This is a genomic window from Zavarzinella formosa DSM 19928, assembly GCF_000255705.1.
Lineage (GTDB): Bacteria > Planctomycetota > Planctomycetia > Gemmatales > Gemmataceae > Zavarzinella > Zavarzinella formosa.
Genome location: NZ_JH636442.1, coordinates 247,840 through 265,105 on the forward strand (window position 1 = coordinate 247,840; position 17,266 = coordinate 265,105).

Genomic DNA, 17,266 nt, shown 5'->3' on the forward strand with positions numbered 1-17,266 from the left:
ACCGTTCGAGAGATTGATTGAAGGAAGTGATGACTTTCGCGGGAATTTTTGGGTTGCCCGAAAACTCCCGTTCCCTCGCTTTGCTCAGAAAACTCCGCGTCGCGGCTTCACGGAGTTCATCCAACCATTCCATTGCCTATGGCAACTTATTTTCAATGCCTTAACACAAACTCATTCACATTCAGCAACGCATGTTGCAGGTCATGCAACCCGGCGGTTTTGTCAGGGATTGTGGCCAGGTGTTTGCCGATGATCTCGCGTTCCTTCGTCGTCGGTCGGCGGCTGAGGGTGCCGAGGTAAATTTGCTCCACCATCCACTCGGAGCTTTTCCCGGCTTTCGCCCAAGCGGCGATGCGGCCTTTCGGGGAGTGGATCTTTTCGATTAGCGAATCATTGTTCAATAGTTGCATCACTTGCGGCAAGGACGGGTCTTCCTCGCGGGCGCATTCGCAGGTCACGTCGCGGACGGGTTTGGAGAAGGCTTGCAAGAACGGGTGATTGATGCCCCCCTCGGGGAGTTCGATGGCTTTGGTGCCGAGAGGGAAGCCCTTGAATTTTTCCGGCACGCCGGTCGCCCGCGAGACGGCATCCAGAATTTGCTCGGCGCTTAACATCCGCACAGCCGAGCGGGTGAAGTAACGATCCGCTTTGGCCAGTTCCGGGGTTTGGCCGGGGGAGAGTCCGGCGAGTTGATATGTTTTCGAGTTGAGGATCTGGCGAATCAGCGGCTTCATCCGGTAACCGTTGGCGGCGAACTCGGCCGCGAGGCGTTCCAGTAGTTTTGGATGGCTTGGCGGGTTGGTGTCCCGGAAGTCGTCCACCGGGTCCACGAGGCCGCGGCCGATCAGGTGATACCAGACACGGTTGACCAGAGACGGGGCGAAGAAGCGATTGTCTTTCGCGGTCAGCCAGTCGGCAAATTTCTCCCGGCGATCATCCTCGGAATTCATCGTCGGTTGAACGCCGAAGGCCACCGGCGGTTGCGTTTTGCGGGTGCGGGGATGTTGCACGTCGCGGTTGTTGGTGAGATAGACAATCTCGTCGTCGAGGCCGAAAGATGTCCCCTTGAACTGCACACGGGCAAAGAACGCCGCCAGCCCGTAATAGTCCGTTTGCGTGATTGACTCAAACGGGTGGTTGTGGCACTTCGCGCATTGCACACGGACGCCCATGAACAATTGGGCGGCGCTCTCCGCGGCTTCCTCCGGGGTGCGGGCGATGCGATAAAAGTTCGCGGCCGGGTTGTTGAGCGTGTTTCCTTGTCCGGTGAGCAAATCACGGGCGAACTCCGTCATCGGCCGGTCGGCGGCCACCGTTCGCACGAGATAGCGGTGAAACGAATGCACCCCCCGGTCGCTGATGCTTGAGGGGTTCCCTCGCAGTACGTCAGCCCACTTCATCGCCCAGAATTGGGCGTATTCCTCGCGGTCGAGCAAGCTGTCGATCAGCACGGCCCGCTTTTTCGGATCGGTCGAATCAAGAAAAGCTCGCGCCTCGTCGGCCGAGGGGAGCGTCCCCGTCAGGTCAAGGAACACCCGGCGAAGAAAAACTTCGTCGGCGCAAACGGGCAGCGGGTTGCGGTGGAACTCGCGTTGCTTGGCAAAGACTTCCTCGTCAATGAAGTTGGCAGGCGCCGGGCCGGTGAACTTGAAGCCGGTCTCGGTCGGTTGGGAAGCCAGTCGGATGCTGGCGATTTGTTCGAGATAGCGAACGAGGACGACGACTTCTCCGTTTTGCTTGAAATTCACTTGGCCCAAATTGTTGACACTCGCCACTTCCGCATCGGTGGTGGTGAAGACCGCCAGCGGATTCACGATGGCCGCATGGCCATCTTGGTGGATGACCTTCGCCGTGATTTGCCGGGCGTTGCCGGTCCCCTCGGCCGTGATCTCCAATTTGCGGATGACCGGGTTGGGGCTGTCAACGGCTCCTTGGGCGATCCACTCGCGGATGGTTTGATACGCGGGATCGCTCGGGGAGAACAACGCCCCGCCCCCGTGCCGGACACGGCCGGCCCCCTTCTCCAATATCAGACTGGCGTCCGGGTCCGTGCGGTTGACACGGCGGCCCCCTTGTTCCTTGACGAGCAGGGCAAAGTCCTGATCCGGGTCGAAGCCGCGCAGACTAAGTCGAAACCCGTTCTTGCCCTGCGGCGACCCATGACACGCCCCGGAGTTGCACCCGGCCCGCGAAAACGCGGCCATCACCTGGTCGCGGAACGCAATCGGCTCGGCACCAACGGCCGGGGTGGCGAGGAACAACGGGAGCAGGAGGCGAATATTCATGGACTGTCTACCGTGGGAGAGAATCTAAGCCCGATGGTTCTATTTCTTCTTCGGCGGTTCCGCCTTCTTCACTTCCACTTCGCCCGCCGAATTCCGGTACTCTTCCTCGTAGCCGTCCACTTGGGCGGTGGCGTGGAAGTCCAGCCGGTGGCGGCCGTTGCCCGTATCCAATCGGGCTTTCACGGGAACAGTCGCCGTCGTTTGTCCGGCGGCGAAGCTCACCGTTTCGGGCATCTCGAAATTGCCGTTCGTGTTGAATCGCACCGTCACCGGGCCAGTGAACGATTTCAGCCGTTCACATTTGAGCGTCAGGGTGGCGGTTTCACCCGGTTGAATCAACGGCGGGGTCTTCGGCATCGCGGGTTCCGGGTTGACGGTAAACGCCGTTGTCACGTTGAGTTCAAACGGCCGGGTCAGACAAATGCGGCGGTCGCCATCGTGGCCGGTGACGGTCACATCGATCCGGCTCTTGGCCAGGTTGGTGAGAATCAACGAGCGGATTTGGCCGCTGATGGCTGTTTCGCCGGGTTTGGCTGTCGGAAATTCGGCATAAACGCGGGTACGCCCCTCGGTTTTTGGCCCAAGTTGGCCCCCTTTGGCGGTGAAGGTCAATTCGCCGGAGGCGTTGCCGGTTCGCCGGATTGTCAGCGGCACGTTGCAGGTTTGATAACGCGGCAGCGTGACTTCCTCGGCCGGGTCGAAGTCAAACGGACTGGGGGGCGTCACTTGCACAGCCAGCCGGTCCGTCACGCCCGGCGGCAGGCGGCGTTGATCCTCCCGCAGACCGATGGGGATAAGATCGACGTTGTGAAGTTGCCGATCGATCAGCGGTTGCGTGCGGACGATAATGTCCCGCGTTTTTTTGTCCGGCAGTGTTTCCTCGGCCGTCAGCCGGAGGGTATTCATCCCGACCGGCGTGCTGGAACTGGCCCCGAGCCGACAGACGATGGCGTTCTTCCCGGCCGGGATCACCTCCGGTGTGAGGGTCATTCCCGGCGGGGCGTTGTGGAGTTTCAGTTTCAACTCGCCGCCACTCCCGCCGCCGATACGGGTGATGGTCAACGGCAGCGGTTGCCAGGTTCCTTGGGGGATGGTGATGCCCTCGGCCTCGGCTTGGATCAGCAACGGGAATGGTTCATCTGAGATGGTCAGTTGATAGGCGTTGGCCGAACCGCCGCCGTTGAGAATGTCACGGACGATCACTCCGTAAATGCCGGGGTTATTCGCGGTGAATTCCAAACTCGGCGGTTCGCGGTTGCCATCCGGCCGGCGAACTTCGCGGCCGTTCTTGTCCACCATCATGAAATCGACATCGACGGGCGAGTTCAGATTCTTTGCCTCGGCCTTCATCCACACGTTTTGTCCCTTCGCCAGTTCAAACCACACCGCCTGCCGTTCACCTGGCTGGCGTAACACGCCGCCGACAACGCACGGCACCGTCACCTTGCTGGCCTGGGCCGGGCCGGTGACGATCAGCCGATCCAGACTGGCGAACGGGTTCGCCTTCATCTTTGACATCTGGAAGGCAAAGACCATCTCGGGCGAGGCCGCCGCTCGCTGTCCGGCTCCGAGGGGGTGATTGTAGCCGGGGTGAATGAACGCAGGATGTTCCGGAGGCGTGCGGGGCAGCCATGCGGAACCGCCGTCCGTCTTCACGACAATGGTTCGCGGCCCGGCATGTGGCTCGGTTTTTCCGATCGGGAAGTTCTTCCCCGTCTCCGGCAAAAACACTTCCGAGGTTCCCACGCTCAACCCGACCCGGCCGGCGGGGAAAGCGCCGACTCGTAACACATACGGCTGATGCGGCGACCCGCGATACCGGGAATCCCGCAGGTGTAGTGTGTAACGACCCGCTTTCTCGAAACGGTGAGAAAATCGAAAATCGAAATACAGACCGACATCGTTGTCCCGCTCGGCCACAAACCGGCCGTCGGCATCCCGGATGGTCAGCAACGGGTCTGCATCTTTGCCGAAGCGATTGCCGACGACTTCGATGCTCAGGGTTTGACCGGCCGTTATCTCGACCGTGAACTGATCGACGGTCGCTTCCCGGAACGTGCCATGCACAGCCACCGGCCACTTGAGCAGTTGCGGTTCGTCGCCGGCGTCCCGCTTGACAGTGTTCAAATCATCAACCAAGAATAGTTGCACGTTGCTCAGACCGTCCCGGCTCACCAGACGCAGCCCGTGGAGGCCGACTCCGTGCAGACCGCGTGCAGGGTCCGTTTTTACGATCACATCAAACACCGCCGATACGTCTGACTTGGAAACGAGCTTGGCGCTGAAGTAGTTCTCGTTTCCCGGCATGGTTGTCCATAGGCCGATGGCGTTTTTCAGGTCGGAGCCGTGGACGGTCAGGCGGGTGGGTTTGTCGGCTTGGAGCGTGGGCGGGTCGAGGTGTTCAATGAAAATGTCGGCGCGGGCAGGGGTGGCGAGGAGGACAAAAGAAAGCCAGAGAATAACTGTCATCGCCCGGCGACCTAACCCCCCGTCCCCCTTCCCTAAGAAGGAAGGGGGAGCAAGCGGGGAAATATCACCGTCCGAAATATCGGCCACAGAAGGTTGTGATTGTCTCCCGCTTGCTCCCCCTTCCTTCTTAGGGAAGGGGGACGGGGGGTTAGGTCGCCCGCCAACGACCGGCATCGTTGTCTCACGGCCAAACGGCAGGTTCGGGGGCGATTGAAAAACAGGCCGCATGGGGAGAGTTCTCAAAAACAAGCGATGAAGAAGCGGGAATTCCATTTGCGGAAGGCGGGTGATGTATGGTACATTCATCATCAACCAAACGCAAGAAGATTGCGCACCCCGCCGATAAACAGGGAGTCAACACTCCCGCCCCGCCGAAGAACACTCTCCAGCCGAGTCCCGCCATGTTCAAACTTTGGAACACTCGCGTCCCCGCCAATCGCATCGACCGCCGGGAATTGCTCCGCATCGGCGGCCTCGGCATCACCGGCCTGTCCCTTCCCGGTTTGCTCTCGGCGAACCCGGCCCCGTCGGCCGTGAAGGGGAAAAGTTTCGGCAAAGCGAAGAAGTGCATCATCCTGTATCTGTCCGGCGGACCGGCCCAACTCGACACCTTCGATCCGAAACCGGATGCCGCCGAGGATATTCGCGGCGAATTCAAAACAATCAATACCTCCGTCACGGGCGTGCGCTTCAGTGAATTGTTGCCGCTGACGGCCAAGTGGATGCACAAGTCGGCCCTTGTCCGCACGATGTACCACGAACACAACGATCACGGCCGGGGTTCTTACTGGATGTTCACGGGTTACCCCTATCTCGGGTCCGTGAGCGATGTGAACTCGATGAGCCGGGCCGACATGCCACACATGGGGTCGTGTCTGGCGAAACTGGCCCCCGGCGGCGGGCCGATGTTCCCGTTCGCCTTGGTGCCCCACCGGATGGACGTGGCGGGGGGCCGACGCTCCGGCCAGTTCGCCGGTTCGCTCGGCGGCAAGTACGATCCGCTACTGACCGGCGGCAACCCGAACGACGACAACTTCAAACTCGACAACCTGCCGCTCGTTCCCAATGAAAACGCGGAGGTCTTCAAACGCCGATTGTCGCTTGTCGATCAATTGAACAAGCAAACGACCGAGATGAATGATTTGGCGATGAGCCAGAGCATCAAGCAAAGCCAGGCGAAGGCGATGGACGTGATTTCCTCGGAAGCGGTGCGGAAAGCGGTCGATCTTTCCAAGGAAGACCCGAAGGAACGGGAACGCTACGGCCGCAATCTTTTCGGTCAATCAGTGTTTCTCGGCAAGCGATTGTTGGATGCCGGGGCAAGATTGGTGCAGTGCAACTGGCAGCGATCGCAGGGCAAGGATGGTTTCGCGTGGGACACGCACTGGAACAACTTCACTTCGCACAAGGAAGACTTGGTTCCCCCATTTGACAAGGCATTCCATGCCCTGATGACGGACTTGGATCAATCGGGCAAGCTGGACGATACGCTTGTGGTGGTGGCCGCCGAGTTTGGCCGTTCGCCCAAGATCACTCGCAGCAACATGGGTCGGGAACACTGGCCCGATTGTTACACGGTGCTGTTCGCCGGAGCCGGCATCCGTCCGGGGACGGTTCACGGCCAGTCGGACAAGAACGCGGCCTACCCGGCCCTCAACCCGACAACCCCGGCCGATTTCACGGCAACGATCTACCATTGCCTCGGAATCGACCCGGCAGGCGAGATTCACGACCAAGTCGGCCGGCCGATTGCCTTGTCGAAGGGAAGCCCGATCACGCCGATCTTGGTGTGAGGTCATATCCCGACGCACATCACCGCATCAATCGGCAAATTCGTCGAAAACTATTTGATCGACGCAAATTATTCACTTAACCTATCTTAACAACCTTGTCCTTTCCCTCAAACTTCACGGGGCAGGGTTGTCACTCCCCGTATTTCATGGAGTTTCGACTCCGGAAAGGCTCGTCCCATGTATAGCGTCGTAATGTTGGCCGCCATGACGGCCGCCCCCGCCACGCCCGAGTGTTGCTGGACGTTCCCCAAGTGCTTCGGCGGCTGTTATTCAAGCTGTCGCCCGGCATGTTATCCCGTCTGCCCGCCGCCGACTTGTTGTTACTCCAGTTGCTATTCCAAGCGTTGCGGTTTCGGCGGTTGCACCTCTGGCGGTTGTGGTTACAGTTCTTGTGGTTACAGCTCTTGCGGCGCCAGCCCGTGCGGGTATGTCCCGGTGAGCCAGCCGCCTTATGAAGAACTGACGGCCGTTCAGGCCCAGATCAAGATTCAGGTTCCGGAAGGCGCCAAGGTGTACACGGATGGTTATCTGAACAACCAAACCGGCTCGACCCGCATCCTGACGACTCCGGAGATCACCCCCGGCACGGACTACAACTACACCCTGAAAGTCGAATTCACGGTCAACGGCGAAACCCGTGTGGCCAGCAAGCAAGTCGTGGTTCGCGGCGGTTCGGTGACCCCGGTGGACTTCACCGGCCTGGCCGCCAACAAGTCGTCGAGCGCGGTGAGCGTGAACCTCCCCGCCGGTAGCAAGCTGATGGTTGACGGCGTGGAAACCACCCGCCAGAACTTCAACACCCCGGACCTCTCGGCTGGCTCCAGCGTGACCCACACGTTCGTGACCGAAACCCCGCGTGATGGCCGAACGGAAGTCGAAACCCGCAAGGTGACCTTCAAAGTCGGCGAACCCGTCGTGATCGACTTCTCCCGGAAGTCGGCCGACAGCGTTGTGTCCGTGAAGTAATCATCGAGTCGGTTGAAATGAAAGAGGCTTCGATCCGCCGAGCGGGATCGAAGCCTCTTTTTGTTTCCGATTCATCTTTTCAGATCCGGCGTTTGCGCTGCAACTTCTTCGCCTCGGCCTCTTGGGCCTGCACCACCTCGAAGAGTTTCTGCAATATCTCGTCGCGGGACCATTGGCCGTATTCTTCCGGCATCACTGGTTTGCCGACGGAGAGGGCAATGCAGCGGTCGTCGGCCGGGGTAAAGATCGTGCAAAAACTTGGGAATTTGTGGTGGCGGCTAAACGTCTGGTAAGTCCCGGCGACGCCAATGGGGACAATGGGACACTGAACCTTTTTCAACAACAGCAGCAGACCGGGCTTGAACTCGTGCATCTGACCGTCGTGGGTGCGCTCCCCTTCCGGGAACATCGTGACGGGCTTGCCCTCTTCGATCTTGGCGATCATGCTCATCAGACCTTCGCGGGAGAAGCCTTTGCTTTCCACCGGGAAGCCGTCTAGACTGGCGATTAGCCAGCCCCAGAACTTTTTGCCGAACAGCGATTTGCGGGCCATGTGGCTGCAATAACGGGGCACCGCCACACCCAAGAGGGGCGGGTCGAAGAACGAAGCATGGTTGGCCAGCAGCAGCACCGCGCCGGTCTTGGGCATGTTGGCATGGCCGTTGGTTCGCAAACTGGCGAACACGGACAGGAACAACCAAGTGAGAAATTTGCAAAAATCATACCAACGGTGAGCTACCCACACACGCATTTTTTCACTTCCTCTTCAAGCCGGTCCAGCACATTTTCAGGAGTCAGATTGTCCGTGACAATCACCATGGCGTCATCCGGTTGCACCAGCGGGCCAACCGCCCGCGTTTTATCCCGGTGGTCGCGGATTTCGATGTCCTGCATCACGCTGTCGAGCGTTGCGGGGATGTGTTTGGCCAGCAGCTCGGCCAGACGGCGTTTGGCCCGCACTTCGACGCTGGCGGTCAGGTAGAATTTGCACGGCGACTCGACAAACACCACGCTCCCCTGATCCCGCCCCTCGCACACCATTTGTCGGCCGGCGGCGATCTGCCGTTGCCAGCCGACGAGAATCGCCCGGACATGCCCTTGGGCCGCCACCCGGCTGGAGGCGTCGGACATCGCGGGGCTGCGGATGATCTCGGTGATGTCGTCGCCGTTGAGGATCACGCGACCGGGGGGCATTTCGAGTTTGCACTCGCTCAGGAACGGCACCACGCGCATCTCGTCCCCGAACGGGATGTCGGCCCGGATCAGTGCGTGGGCAATCGCCCGGTACATCGCCCCGGTGTCGAGGTACTCGTAGGAGAGGCGTTTCGCCAGCCCCTTCGCGGCCGTGCTTTTCCCGGACCCCGCCGGCCCGTCAATCGTGACGATCATTGTTGCATCTCGAAACATTTCCAAATGCGGAATGCAGGATGCGGATCACTTCCCCAATCCTCTCATCAGTTTAGAGTACGGTTCCGCGATGCCCACCCAAGAGAGAATGAACAGCGTCATGGGCACGGCAAAGACCATCAGGAGGTGACGGTTGCGAGTTTTCGGCGACAGGTCTTGTTTCATCAGCCGGGAGACGCGAAACATCGAGAGCATCACACAAACGAGAAAGACCCAGCCGGAAAGGAAGAACGTTTCCCCCGCCCATTTGACGGCCGCGATGATGTAATTACTCGGGATCGACAGACGCAAACCGAATTGATCAAACAAGCGGGCAAACCGGGGCAGAACGAGAAACCATTGAACCCCCACCATCAACCACGGCACGGTCACCAGGGCGGTGAGCAAGACCCGCGATGACCGAGTTGGAACCGGCATGTGAAATGGCTCCTTAAACCGACTTCCTTGGCACAATCCGCAGGTCCGGCGTCGATGTCAAGATTTTCCGGCCACGGGGACTATGCGGGCGGGCACGCGATGGCTTATCATGGCACGGACGACGGAACATCTCTCCGGGGCGTTGTTTATGCGTTCGATCTGCCTGGCCTGCCTTGTCGGCGTTCTTTCCCCGACCGTCACGGTCGCCGAGGAGGAACGGCCGGAGACCCCCAAGCAATTCGCCGGGTTAAAGTACCGGGCCATTGGCCCCGCCGCCGGGGGACGCACCAGTCATGCCATTGGCGTGCCCGGCGACCCTCTCACCTATTATGCGGCGGCGGCATCCGGCGGCGTCTGGAAATCGGAGGATGGGGGCCTGAGCTTTAAGCCGATCTTCGACGATCAGCCCGCTTCCTCCATCGGCTCGATTGCCGTCGCCCCGTCTGACCGGAATGTGATTTATGTCGGCTCCGGAGAGGCGAACATTCGGGGGAATGTCGCGGCCGGGAATGGCATTTACCGCTCCGTTGACGGTGGAAAGACGTGGAAACACGTCTGGGATGAAATTGGCCAAATCGGGCAAATGGCGGTTCATCCGAAAAATGCGGACATCGCCTTCGCGGCCGTGCTGGGTCATGCCTTTGGGCCAAACAAAGAACGCGGGATTTATCGCACGACCGACGGTGGCAAAACGTGGAAGTGCGTGCTGTTCAAAAACATCGACACCGGTGCTTCCGATGTGGTGATCGACCCGAACAATCCCCGCGTGGTGTGGGCCGGGTTGTGGCAGGCCCGCCGGAAACCGTGGGAAATGACCAGCGGCGGGCCGGGGAGCGGCCTGTATGTCTCCCGCGACGGCGGGGACACTTGGGACCAACTCGGCCCCGATTCACCGAAGAACAAGCCTGCCTTGAACGGCCTTCCCCCCGGCCCGTGGGGCAAAGTGGGCGTGGCGGTCGCCCCGAGTGATTCCAAGCGGATCTACGCCATCATCGAAGCGGAAAAGGGGGGCCTGTATCGTTCGGACGATGGAGGCGAGAAATGGGATCTCGTCTCCGATGATCCGGCGATTCGCCGACGCCCGTGGTATTTCTCCACGCTCACCGTTCATCCGGCGAACCCGGATGTGGTGTTCTGCCCGCAAGTCGTTCCGCTCAAGAGCATCGACGGCGGCAAGACTTTCCGAGAACTCAAGGGAACCTCTCATCACGATCATCATGATCTGTGGATCGACCCGACGAACCCGAAACGGATGATCGACGCCAACGACGGCGGCGTGGAAATCACCACTGATGGCGGCAAGTCTTGGAACGCCCCGTTGTTGCCGCTTGGCCAGTTTTACCATGTGGCGGCCGACAATAGTTTCCCCTACCGTGTGATGGGTTCCATGCAAGACATGGGAACCGCTTCCGGGCCAAGCCGGTCGTTCAACCCCAACGGGATTGTGAAAGAAGACTGGCACACCGTTGGCGGCGGCGAGGCCGGTTTCTGCGTGCCAGACCCATCGGACCCAAATCTGGTCTACGCCGGCGAGTATGGCGGTTACATTTCGCGGTACGATCATCGCACCCGGCAGTCCCGGCATGTTGGCGTCTTCCCGTATGATCCCTCGGGCATCGCTCCGGGCGATCTCAAGTATCGCTTTCAATGGACCTCCCCGATCTTGGTTTCCAAACACGACCCGAAAACGCTCTACCACGCAGCCAACGTGTTGTTCCGCAGCACCACCGGCGGCCAGACGTGGGAGAAAGTCAGCGGCGACCTCACCCGCAACGACAAGAACAAGCAACGCTGGTCCGGCGGGCCGATCACCGGGGACAACACCGGCGTGGAGGTTTACGGCGCCATCTTCGCCTTGAGCGAATCGCCGGTGAACAAAAAAGTTCTCTGGAGCGGCAGCGACGACGGAATGGTGCATCTTTCCCAAGATGCCTCTTATACGTGGAAGAACGTCACTCCCGGCATCGACGACCTGCCCGATTGGGGTACCGTCAGTTGCGTGGAGGCCAGCCCGCACGACGAGGCGACGGCTTATGTCGTCGTGGATGCGCACCGGTTGGACGATTACCGGCCGCACCTCTGGAAGACAACCGACTTCGGGGACACTTGGGTGCGCATCACCGACGGACTGCCGACGGACGAGTATCTTCGCGTTGTCCGGGCCGATCCCAAGAAAAAGGGTGTTCTTTACGCGGGAACGGAACGGAGCGTCTGGTTCTCCCCGGATGACGGGAAAACGTGGAATCCGCTAAAACTGAACATGCCCACCGTGGCCATCAGCGATTTGGTGGTGAAAGACGACGATTTGGTGGTGGCTACACAGGGTCGCAGTCTGTTCATTTTGGACGATTTGACGCCCATTCGCGAGTGGACAAAGGCCATCGGCAACAAACCTGTACATATGTTTCCGGCACTTCCGGCCGTGCGCTGGGCCAAACAGGTGAATGTGACTCATCACCAAGAGAAAAACGCCGGTGAAAACGCGCCGACGGGGGCCGTATTCACCTATTGCCTGAAAAATGCGGCCAAGAAACCCATTGTCCTTGAGGTATATGATGAGAAGAACAAGCGGGTGGCGTTGATCGAAGGGAAGGAAAAGTCGGCGAAGGACGAGGAAACCGAGGACGAGGCCCCCCGAAAGCCGAAACCGGAAATCCCCGGCGAAGAGGGCATCAACCGGTTCGTGTGGGATCTGCGGCACGATGGCGCCAAATTGATCCCCCAGGCGGTCGTGGACGCCGGAGACCCGGCCGAGGGGCCGTTGGTCGCCCCCGGAACCTACTTGGTCAAGATTCTCGCGGATGGCCGGACACTTGGCGCCAAGGTCGAAGTGCGGATGGACCCGCGTGTGACGGAACCCCGTGGCGTTTCCACTCTGAAGTTTCCACCCCAACTCATTCCCGTCCCTCCCCGAACGGCCACCCCGGAGGAGATTGCCCGGTTGGACAAGGCCGTGTGGATTTATCGAAAAAACTCCCTTGACGTGGTGCGGGAAGAAGCGAAAGATCAGGAACAATTCGCCTTGCAGATTCGGGACGAAATCACCAAAGTGACCGGGCTTGTGGAAGAACTTCGGCAGGTTCGCCGCCAAATCGGTTTGCATCAAGAATTGCTCGGCAAAGAGCCGAAAGCCAAGGTGTTCCTGAAGATGGAACGGGCAGTGGAACTAAAGATCGACGCCTTGGAGGGGCGGCTGCACAACCCGAAAGCCAAAGTCGTGTATGACATTTTGGCCCAAAAGGGGGGTGCCAGACTTTATTCCCAATTGTCCAGTCTGTTGGCGTTCGCCGCCAACGGAGACGGCCCCCCGACACAGGGCCAACGGCAACTGGCCGAGGATCTTGGGCGGGAGTTGACGGAGTTGGAGGCCGAGTGGGACAAAGTAAAAACCGACGATATCGCCCCCGTGAACGATTTGGCGCAGAAACAGAATGCCCCTATGATCTGGTTAAGGCCGGGCAAATGAACGACCTTGACTCGGAACTCGGAATAGCCAATGACCAAACGAAACAAGAATGCGTCCGCTGTGATCGGGTAATTTTTGGTCGGCAGTTAACTGTTCATTTCGAGTATCAAGTCTGAGGCAGGCAAAAGATCATGAAGGATTCCCGATTGTCGAAAGCAATGATGCCCATGGACATGAACTCCCCCCGATTTCCGGCCACCCCGGAGGAGTATTGCTCCCGCGGGATGGACCATTTGGAAAAGGGCAACTACCGGGACGCCATCGACGACTTTACCCAGGCCATCAAGCTGCGCCCGGACATCGCCGCCGGTTATCGCTTCCGGGCGATGGCCCATGCGGAACTTGGCAATGTCCCCCGCGCCATCGCCGACCTTGACCAAGCCATTCGCCTCAAGCCCGACGATCTTCAAGCCCTCCTCAACCGGGGGACGTTCTTTCTTCGCCAGAAGCAATACGAGGACGCCCTCGCGGATTGCAACAAGGCGCTGACCATCGACGACGCCCGCGCCGACCTGATCGCCCTGCGCGGCCGGGTGAACGAAGCCCGCGGCGCCTCCGAACTGGCCGACGCGGATTTCTCCAAGGCCATCGAGCTCGACCCCGGCCACGCCAGCGAATACCTCGTGTGGCGGGGCGATTTGCGGCTCAAGTCCGACGACCTGGACGGAGCCATCAGCGATTTCGACCGGGCGTTGCTCATCAACGATGGAAACGTCTACGCCCTGAGCCGTCGGGCGAGCGCCCATTGGGCGAACCACGATCTTGACGGGGCCCTGCGGGACTTCTCCAAAGCCGTGGACATCGACACGGATTGGGTGTGGGTCCGCAATGGCCGGGGTTTGGTGCTGCACGACTTGAAGCAATACGATGCGGCATTAAAGGACTTCGACAAGGCGCTCGAACTCGATCACGGCCACGGACCGACTTACGAATACCGCTTCGAGACGCTTCACAAACTCGGCCGCAAGGAAGATGCCTTGCATGCGCTGAACGAGGCGATCAAGCGCAACCCGGAAAGCCCTCGGTTGTTCAACCGCCGGGCGATGATGCACTATTTCAACCGGGAATTTCCGAAGGCCGTGCGGGACCATACCGCCGCCCTCAAGTGCGATCCGATGAATGCGACCACGTTCAACTATCTGGCGTGGGTGTGGTCCACCGCCCCGGACCCCACGGTGCGCAATGGCCGCCGGGCGCTGGAGTGCGCCACGCGGGCCTGCGAACTGACCGAATGGCAAACCCCCGGCTTTGTGGACACGCTGGCCGCCGCCCATGCGGAAGTCGGCAACTTTGCGGAAGCCGAAAAGTGGTCCGAGCGGGCGTCCGAACTGGCCGAGGATGAAAAATCCCGCCGCGACTACTCAAGCCGGGCCGAGCAATATCGCAACCGCACGCCGTTGCGGGTGAATCCGGCCGACATGGAAGAGTGATCTGAGAGACCCGCGAATGGCCCGGCGAAAAATCATCTCCAAGCCGGGACCGTTCCTCCTCCACGCGGAACTGTTACCGGATCGCATCACCAAACCGGACCAATTTCCTTACACGTTACCCGCCGTTCGCGGACTGGAAAAACTGTCTTTTCATCCGAAGGTGACGTTCTTCGTCGGCGAAAACGGCTCCGGCAAATCGACCATTCTGGAAGCCATTGCCGTCGGCATGGACCTCAACGCCGAGGGAGGCAGCGCGAACTTCAATTTTGCCACGCGGGCATCGCACTCCAGATTGGATGAGGCTCTGCGACTATCTAAATCCCATTCGATGCCGTCAGACATGTACTTTCTGCGGGCCGAGAGTTTCTTCAATGTGGCGACCCAAGTTGAAGAGCTTGGGTATCTGAGTAGTTACGGTAGAAAATCACTTCACGAACAATCTCATGGAGAATCGTTCTTCGCCCTGTTCAATAATCGCTTTAGTGAGAACGGCCTCTATCTGATGGACGAACCGGAGGCCGCCCTTTCGCCCAAGCGACAGGTGCAATTCCTCGGTTTGCTGCACGATTATTGCCAGCGGGGCTGTCAATTCGTGATCGCCACGCATTCGCCGATCATCATGGCCTATCCCGATGCCACCATTCATGTGTTCGACACGCAAGGCATCCGGCAAACGCCCTACACCGAAACCGAACACTATCTCATCACGCGAGGTTTTCTCGCCAACCCACAACGTACAATGGCGCCGCTGTTCGCCGATGAAGAATCGCCGTGAGGAGTCGGCCAGATTATTGCGCTCGGCTCCTCAAGGCGAACGATTGGACGCTCAGACTCGGATGATTATGGTTCACAAGATTCCGTGTCACTCGGTTGTCCGTGGCCGGTTGTTGGGCGACTGGATTGCTTCGAGAAGTCAGGTTGTGTATGCCGAGCGGCGCACACGGTCCAAACGATCGATCAGTGTGTAGTTGGATCCGTAACCCCCATCGATCACATCCGCCTCGCCATCTTGGGCGTCGATCAGGTCGTTGCCATATCCGCCGAGGAGCGTGTCCCGGCCAGCCCCGCCAGTCAGTTCGTCATTCCCGAACCCACCATCAAGACGGTCGTTCCCGTCTCCGCCATCAAGCTCGTCGTTCCCGAACCCGCCAAGCAACACGTCGTTCATGTCGCCGCCGACCAGAGTGTCGTTGCCGCTGCCGCCATCAAGCGTCACCGATCCCAACAACCCGGTGGCGTCGAGAGAGTCATTGCCGCCCCCGCCGTTCACCTGAATCCGGGTGGCTGGTGAAAACCCGGACACGGCAACCGTGTCGTCGCCGAGGCCGGCATTGATCGTCAGGCTGGCGAACACCGTGCCGTCGAAGTTGAGGGATTCGCCGGTCGCCAGTTCCAGACCGTCTTCCGACACGGTCATCATGTCGGCGCCCGCCGTCCCGGTGACGACCAGTGATCCCGCCCCGGTCGCGTCGTCGATGGTGACCGCACCGGCGCCCGCGCCACGCAGGGCAATGTTGTACTTGTTGTTCCCGCCCTGTCCGTCCAAAATGGCCGTCCCGGTGAAGTTTTTGATGTTGAAAGTGTCGGCCCCGGCGCCGCCGGTCAGGCTCACTTGCTCGTCGCCGACTAGTTTGACGACCCCCATCCCCGGAATGGTCAGGGTGTTGCCGGACAGTGTGAACGTCCCGCTGCCCGTGAAGGCCGTGATGTCATCCCCCGCGCCGCCATCTTCCATGATGCCTCCGGCCGGGATCGGGTCTCCTCCCGAAGTGTCCACGGTCAACGTGTCCGCGCCGTCCCCGGTGGCGATCGCGATCGAAGTGACGCCGGCGAAAGGGAATTTGGTCAGCGTGGCGGGGGCGTTCCCGTCCGCGTCGTCGTCCAAACCGGCCGGGACCGGGCCATCGTTCGACGGATCGACGGTCACTTCCAAGTTGCCCCCGTTGCGGGCGATCCTCACCTGGTCGGCGCTGGTTCCGTTTCCGCCGGTGACCGTCAGTTTGCCGGTCGTCTTGCTGAGTTGCGCCCGGAACGTTCCGTTCGGCAGAGAGGAGGGCAGCGCGACGGTCATCCCGTATGCGTCTTTGAACAACAAAGCGATGTTGTCTGCGGGGAGCACTCGAGGGTTATCCGGGCCGTCGGTGGCATTGCCGCAGTCCACGCCGCCGGTGAGCTTCACGTCACCGCGGAACTGGCTGTTGAAGGCGATCGGCTGGGCCGGCCCGGTCGGGCCGTCGGTGTGGATGGGTTCATTAAAGTCCGTCCCGCCGTCCGCCAGTTTCCCGCCGTTGTTGCTGGTCATCAGCATGGTGATGCTCGGCCCGTCGAATACGAACAACTTGCCGACTCCGAACTCCGGATCGGTCCGGTTGAGCGGGGTGATGGTCCCCGCCACCGGCGTCTGGAGTCTGGCCGGGGAGGAGAACAGGCCGAGGGCGTGGACAATTTCGGAATTGACGAAGTTATAGAGGTCAACTTTTCCGAACGCCGGGCTTCCCGCCACGGGGGTGGCGGCGAAGGAGTTGATCACGTTGGTGAACTCGGTCGAATCGTCCGGGGTCGGGTCGACGAACCATCCGGCTCCGTCCCCAAGCCCGTCACCGTTAATATCCTGGCCCCGGCCGATGGTGATGTCGGCAGTGGTGGGGTATCCACTGTTAAAATTCGTGGCCGAAGCCGACGAGTCGAACTTGGCGCCGGTGGCGTCCATCTGGACGTTGAAAATCATGGAGTTGCCGCCGCCGGGCTGGTTCAGGTTGACGAGTACGTTGCCCCACGTTTTAAGGACGGAATCCACCACTTTACGGGCGGCCTCTGCGTTGGCGCCGAACACATCTTGGAAGCGGTCGGAGGTCGGGCCGGTGGTTTGGCCGCGATTACCCCACGTCATGGTTGAGGGGACATCGCGAGATTCGAGGGCCTCAACGGCGAGGCGAGGGCGCAGGGCAGTTCGGTTCGTGCGAATCATGGTGTATCCGAGGGGGTTGTGTGTTCGCCCGGTGCGTTCCGGGCAACCAATTTATCGTAAGGGCG

At 60.2% G+C, this 17,266-nt stretch carries 11 protein-coding genes; 5 read left to right on the forward strand and 6 right to left on the reverse strand.

Going from position 1 to position 17,266, the window contains the following annotated elements; all coding sequences use genetic code 11:
• Positions 1–152 precede the first annotated feature (152 nt).
• Together BGIM_RS0122250 and BGIM_RS0122255 are read right to left on the reverse strand one after the other, a co-directional pair.
• Positions 153–2,285 carry a DUF1549 and DUF1553 domain-containing protein gene (locus tag BGIM_RS0122250; protein WP_020471939.1) on the reverse strand — a complete coding sequence of 711 codons (2,133 nt, stop codon included), beginning with the start codon at positions 2,283–2,285 and terminating at the stop codon, positions 153–155.
• 39 nt (positions 2,286–2,324) lie between these two features.
• A complete protein-coding gene (locus tag BGIM_RS0122255; protein WP_020471940.1) occupies positions 2,325–4,754 on the reverse strand; it encodes a hypothetical protein in 2,430 nt (809 codons plus the stop codon).
• Positions 4,755–5,155: 401 nt separating this feature from the next.
• On the opposite strand from BGIM_RS0122255, the gene BGIM_RS0122260 reads away from it, so the two are divergent.
• Both BGIM_RS0122260 and BGIM_RS0122265 read left to right on the forward strand, forming a co-directional pair.
• A complete protein-coding gene (locus BGIM_RS0122260; protein ID WP_029630280.1) occupies positions 5,156–6,547 on the forward strand; it encodes a DUF1501 domain-containing protein in 1,392 nt (463 codons plus the stop codon).
• Positions 6,548–6,724: 177 nt separating this feature from the next.
• Entirely contained in the window at positions 6,725–7,513 is a 789-nt protein-coding gene (locus BGIM_RS0122265; protein WP_029630281.1) for a TIGR03000 domain-containing protein, read from the forward strand.
• Positions 7,514–7,592: 79 nt separating this feature from the next.
• Here the strand turns inward: BGIM_RS0122265 and BGIM_RS0122270 are convergent, their stop codons facing one another.
• From BGIM_RS0122270 to BGIM_RS0122280, 3 genes are read right to left on the reverse strand one after another with little or no spacing between them, the layout of a single operon-like run.
• Positions 7,593–8,264, reverse strand: coding sequence for a lysophospholipid acyltransferase family protein (locus BGIM_RS0122270; RefSeq protein ID WP_020471943.1), 672 nt, complete (start codon positions 8,262–8,264; stop codon positions 7,593–7,595).
• Positions 8,249–8,902 (reverse strand): (d)CMP kinase, encoded by a 654-nt coding sequence (gene cmk / locus BGIM_RS0122275; protein WP_020471944.1) that lies wholly within the window; start codon positions 8,900–8,902, stop codon positions 8,249–8,251. Before cmk ends, BGIM_RS0122270 begins: the two co-directional genes overlap by 16 nt.
• Before the next feature lie 45 nt (positions 8,903–8,947).
• Positions 8,948–9,337 (reverse strand): hypothetical protein, encoded by a 390-nt coding sequence (locus tag BGIM_RS0122280; RefSeq protein WP_020471945.1) that lies wholly within the window; start codon positions 9,335–9,337, stop codon positions 8,948–8,950.
• Between the two features lie 109 nt (positions 9,338–9,446).
• Between BGIM_RS0122280 and BGIM_RS51795 the strand changes: the two genes are divergently transcribed.
• From BGIM_RS51795 to BGIM_RS0122295, 3 genes are all read left to right on the forward strand, one after another.
• Positions 9,447–12,803 (forward strand): WD40/YVTN/BNR-like repeat-containing protein, encoded by a 3,357-nt coding sequence (locus tag BGIM_RS51795; protein ID WP_157369342.1) that lies wholly within the window; start codon positions 9,447–9,449, stop codon positions 12,801–12,803.
• 173 nt (positions 12,804–12,976) lie between these two features.
• The gene (locus tag BGIM_RS0122290) at positions 12,977–14,233 is read left to right on the forward strand and encodes a tetratricopeptide repeat protein (protein WP_162136276.1); all 1,257 of its coding nucleotides are present in this window, start codon (positions 12,977–12,979) and stop codon (positions 14,231–14,233) included.
• Between the two features lie 16 nt (positions 14,234–14,249).
• A complete protein-coding gene (locus tag BGIM_RS0122295; RefSeq protein WP_020471948.1) occupies positions 14,250–15,008 on the forward strand; it encodes an AAA family ATPase in 759 nt (252 codons plus the stop codon).
• A 138-nt stretch (positions 15,009–15,146) separates the two neighbouring features.
• Here the strand turns inward: BGIM_RS0122295 and BGIM_RS67850 are convergent, their stop codons facing one another.
• Positions 15,147–17,201 (reverse strand): calcium-binding protein, encoded by a 2,055-nt coding sequence (locus BGIM_RS67850; protein ID WP_020471949.1) that lies wholly within the window; start codon positions 17,199–17,201, stop codon positions 15,147–15,149.
• Positions 17,202–17,266: the final 65 nt, after the last annotated feature.

What these genes read in the sequence shown, in the direction of transcription:
- BGIM_RS0122250 (WP_020471939.1), bottom strand. Translation starts at nt 2,285, where the DNA reads ATGAATATTCGCCTCCTGCTCCCGTTGTTCCTCGCCACCCCGGCCGTT.
- BGIM_RS0122255 (WP_020471940.1), bottom strand. Translation starts at nt 4,754, where the DNA reads ATGACAGTTATTCTCTGGCTTTCTTTTGTCCTCCTCGCCACCCCTGCC.
- BGIM_RS0122260 (WP_029630280.1), top strand. Translation starts at nt 5,156, where the DNA reads ATGTTCAAACTTTGGAACACTCGCGTCCCCGCCAATCGCATCGACCGC.
- BGIM_RS0122265 (WP_029630281.1), top strand. Translation starts at nt 6,725, where the DNA reads ATGTATAGCGTCGTAATGTTGGCCGCCATGACGGCCGCCCCCGCCACG.
- BGIM_RS0122270 (WP_020471943.1), bottom strand. Translation starts at nt 8,264, where the DNA reads ATGCGTGTGTGGGTAGCTCACCGTTGGTATGATTTTTGCAAATTTCTC.
- cmk (WP_020471944.1), bottom strand. Translation starts at nt 8,902, where the DNA reads ATGATCGTCACGATTGACGGGCCGGCGGGGTCCGGGAAAAGCACGGCC.
- BGIM_RS0122280 (WP_020471945.1), bottom strand. Translation starts at nt 9,337, where the DNA reads ATGCCGGTTCCAACTCGGTCATCGCGGGTCTTGCTCACCGCCCTGGTG.
- BGIM_RS51795 (WP_157369342.1), top strand. Translation starts at nt 9,447, where the DNA reads ATGGCACGGACGACGGAACATCTCTCCGGGGCGTTGTTTATGCGTTCG.
- BGIM_RS0122290 (WP_162136276.1), top strand. Translation starts at nt 12,977, where the DNA reads ATGAACTCCCCCCGATTTCCGGCCACCCCGGAGGAGTATTGCTCCCGC.
- BGIM_RS0122295 (WP_020471948.1), top strand. Translation starts at nt 14,250, where the DNA reads ATGGCCCGGCGAAAAATCATCTCCAAGCCGGGACCGTTCCTCCTCCAC.
- BGIM_RS67850 (WP_020471949.1), bottom strand. Translation starts at nt 17,201, where the DNA reads ATGATTCGCACGAACCGAACTGCCCTGCGCCCTCGCCTCGCCGTTGAG.